General features: G+C 40.9%; 2 protein-coding genes. One reads left to right on the top strand and one right to left on the bottom strand.

Annotated features, from left to right (window positions below):
• Positions 1-21: 21 nt before the first annotated feature.
• On the top strand, positions 22-2961 hold the full coding sequence (locus tag NRIC_RS19045; protein ID WP_146624302.1) for a C39 family peptidase: 2940 nt from the start codon (positions 22-24) through the stop codon (positions 2959-2961).
• Between the two features lie 169 nt (positions 2962-3130).
• Here the strand turns inward: NRIC_RS19045 and NRIC_RS19040 are convergent.
• A partial coding sequence (locus tag NRIC_RS19040; RefSeq protein WP_175580167.1) for a C39 family peptidase occupies positions 3131-3737 on the bottom strand: 607 nt, incomplete at its 5' end.

Here is a 3737-nt window from a genome sequence, read left to right as displayed (position 1 = left end):
TAACAAAAAAAGGAGAGTACTATGAAAAAAAGTGTAAGGAAAAGAGCTACCCAATATCTCAGTCATCTTAGCCTAATCTTGTTGTTGGTATCAACATTTGTACAAGGAGGTTCTGCGTTCGCAGCTCCCCAAAATGATTCACAGGTCACTACTGAAACAGAAACTTCCCTCGCGAAAACCACATTGCCTTTAAATGAAGTCTCCGATTCCTCCGCAGACGATACGTTGCTGGCAGAAGGAGATGCTGGAACGAGTCATTGGCAGCTATCCAATGAACAAATTCTTACCATTACTGGTGGAAAATTGCCAACGACATCCGGCAGTTCTCCTTGGTTAGACTATCAAGAGCATATTCGAAAAATTATTTTAATTGAACCTGTTCAATTAGCTGAAGAATCCAGTGATCTTTTTTCCGGACTGACTAACTTGGTTGAGATTAAAGGAATCGAAAACCTGCAAATTTCTTCTTCTACCAAATTGAATCGTTTTTTTCGCGGGTGCAGTTCTTTAGAAACCTTAGATCTATCAAAATGGGACACGAGGGGTATTGTAGAAAATGAAGATCTTTTTTCCGGTTGTACAAAACTGAATAAAATCTCTTTCGGAGAGCATTCTTTCTTCCAGCCTTTAAAGGCTGGCTCCTCCGAAACAAATTCTAACATTTGGAGATCTGAAGACTCTAGCGACACGTATACAAACTTAGATGCACTAGTTAATGCAAATGTGAATATTCGTAATCAAACGTATCTACTGGCAACACCGGATAAAACTGTTGGAAAAGTTATCCTTCAATTTCTCGATGAGAATGATCAGCCAGTAACTCAAAACAAAGAATTGTCTGGTACCGTTGGAGAATCTTTTGACTTGATGGCTTCTGGCATTCTTCCCTCCATTTCAGGATACGAACTAAATCAAGACAAGCTGCCTGATACGACCAAGGGGCAATTCGATAAAGAGGATCAGAGCATTGCCTTTTACTATAAAAAGGTAGACTTGCAAAAAGCAGCGGCTCCTGTTGAACAGCCTACCGTCAGCTATACGACCCATGTCCAAACCCAGGGCTGGCAAAATAGTAAAAAGGATGGCGAAATAAGTGGAACGGTGGGTCAATCCAAACGATTGGAAGCGATCCGAATCAAACTCGAGAATACTTCCGTTTCTGGATCGATCCAGTATCGTACTCATATTCAAGGAATTGGTTGGGAAAATACATTCAAACAAAATAATGCAGTATCTGGTACATCTGGTCAAAGCAAGCGACTAGAAGGGATTCAAATCAAACTGACAGGAGATATTGCAAAAGATTACGATGTTTACTATCGTGTTCATGCACAGAAATTCGGTTGGTTAGGTTGGGCTAAGAATGGAGAAGACGCTGGAACAGAAGGCATGTCTTACAGATTAGAAGGCATTCAAGTTCAATTGGTCAAGAAAGGCGAAACAATGCCTGGACCAAATGGTCCAGCCTACCACAACAAGCCGACCCTTTCTTACCGTACCCATGTACAGGGAATCGGCTGGCAAGGGTACAAAACTAGTGGACAAACCAGCGGCACTTCCGGTCAATCCAAACGGTTAGAAGCGATCCAAGTTCAGTTACAAAAACAAACCATCGGTGGTTCGATCCAGTACCGGACGCATATTCAAAGCATTGGCTGGGAATCAGCCTATGCTCAAAATAATGGTGTGTCTGGTACATCTGGCCAAAGTAAGCGATTAGAAGCGATTCAGATCCGCCTGACTGGTGAGCTGGCAAATCATTTTGACATCTATTACCGCGTTCATGCTCAAAACTTTGGCTGGCTAGGATGGGCTAAAAATGGAGAGAACGCTGGGACGGAGAAAATATCTTATCGATTAGAAGCGATTCAAATTCAATTAGTCAAAAAGGGAGATGCCGCTCCAGGGTCTACTAATAAAGCCTATGCAAGAAGACCCGATATCTCTTATCGTACCCACATCCAAGGAATTGGTTGGGACAAGTATCAAGCTAGTGGGCAATCGAGCGGTACAGTGGGACAGTCAAAACGTTTAGAAGCGATTCAAGTTCAATTGCAAAATCAAAATATCAGCGGAGCTATCCAGTATCGAACACACATCCAAGATATTGGCTGGGAGAATGGGTTTGTCCAAAACAACGGTGTATCTGGAACCAGCGGACAGTCGAAACGATTGGAAGCGATCCAAATCCAATTGACTGGAGAACTAGCGACTCACTTTGACGTTTATTATCGCGTCCATGCTCAAAACTTTGGCTGGTTAGGCTGGGCAAAGAATGGTGCGAGTGCAGGGACAGAAGGGTATTCCTATCGGTTGGAAAGCATTCAAATTCAAATAGTTCCGAAGAGCTACTCTGCGCCAGGAAGTACTTCTAATCCTTTTATAAAAAAGAGGACAGAAATTGTACTTGAAAATGTACCTTATGTAAGTCAATATACACCTGTTTTTTCACCATGGGGGTGTGCTGGTGCAGCAATGACAATGCTTTTACGCTCAAGAAATATTTCAGTTGATTTACGATATGTACAGGACAACTTACCTATGTATCCTAAACATCCTGGTGGTCAAAAGGGTGATGTTTATACTGGCTTTGGTTTTGGCTGGGTAATAAAACCTCAGACACTAACCGAGTATATGCAAAGATGGTATCCAAAAGTAAGGAATATTTCTGGTTCGAGCACTGAATCAATCATCAACGAAGTATTATCTGGAAAGCCTGTTTTATATTATGGTTTTTCCTCCTATCAAGTACCTGGGGATTACGTGAGAAACCACTGTAAAGTAATCGCTGGATACAGTAACGGTCACTTTCTAGTATATGATCCGCTTTATAAGAGTCCGGATAATCCTGCTGGATCAGGTGGGAAAAATATGAACTATGATTTAGGTGCAAGACATTGGTTGCCGATAAGTAAATTTAATGCAGAGTACAATAAACAAGCGATTGTAATAGATTTTTAGACGCCCTTTTTCTTCTACCTGATATGTTTCATAAGTAAAAATAAGATAGGGCAGCCATGCAAATTAGGCTGCTCTATCTTATTTTGTATTTTCAAGTCTTTTCTTTACTGCTTCTAGGAAGTAACGGCAATCGACAAAGATTATAAGCCATTATCTTTCTTTATATTTTTTATTTTACAGCTACTGCAAATTTCTTCACATTGTAGGACCGTTCGAAAGTAGTAGCATTCACCCAATATTTTCCTCGAACCGGATCAGACACATGATATTGTTGAGTAGAAAAGTTATAACCATCAAGAGTCATAATGTGTGCATTATCAATTGCTACACCAAAAAAATATCTATTATAGACCGGTGTTTGGAAATCGAGTGTTACATAGACCACGATTGGATTTCCGAGTTGCAAATGATTCTGCAAAGAGGCGGAAGAACTGCCCGAAATATTTTCTACGTTAGCGTATCTTTTCCCCCAGTTTGCTAACGGCTCTGGATAGATAGACTGATAAACCCCAGGCGTTACTGCATAAGGTGTTCCACCGAACCCTTTATTTGGATCACCAGTAGGAGAGATGGGCATCTCTCTTAAGAAATTTCTCAAAGAATAATTTGTGGCTTTTCCTCTCACTCGCAAAGCTTGTAATAATGAGGCTGCTTCACATCCCATAGGAGCCCCAGCTTCATTTTGATTTATATAAGGAGCATTTAAAAGTACGTAGCCTTTCATAAAAGGATTAGAAGTACTTCCTGGCGCAGAGTAGCTCTTCGGAACTATTTGA

Origin of the sequence: Enterococcus florum (assembly GCF_004309355.1) — a bacterium.
GTDB lineage: Bacteria > Bacillota > Bacilli > Lactobacillales > Enterococcaceae > Enterococcus_A > Enterococcus_A florum.
This window is presented reverse-complemented; position numbering and strand designations above follow the sequence as displayed.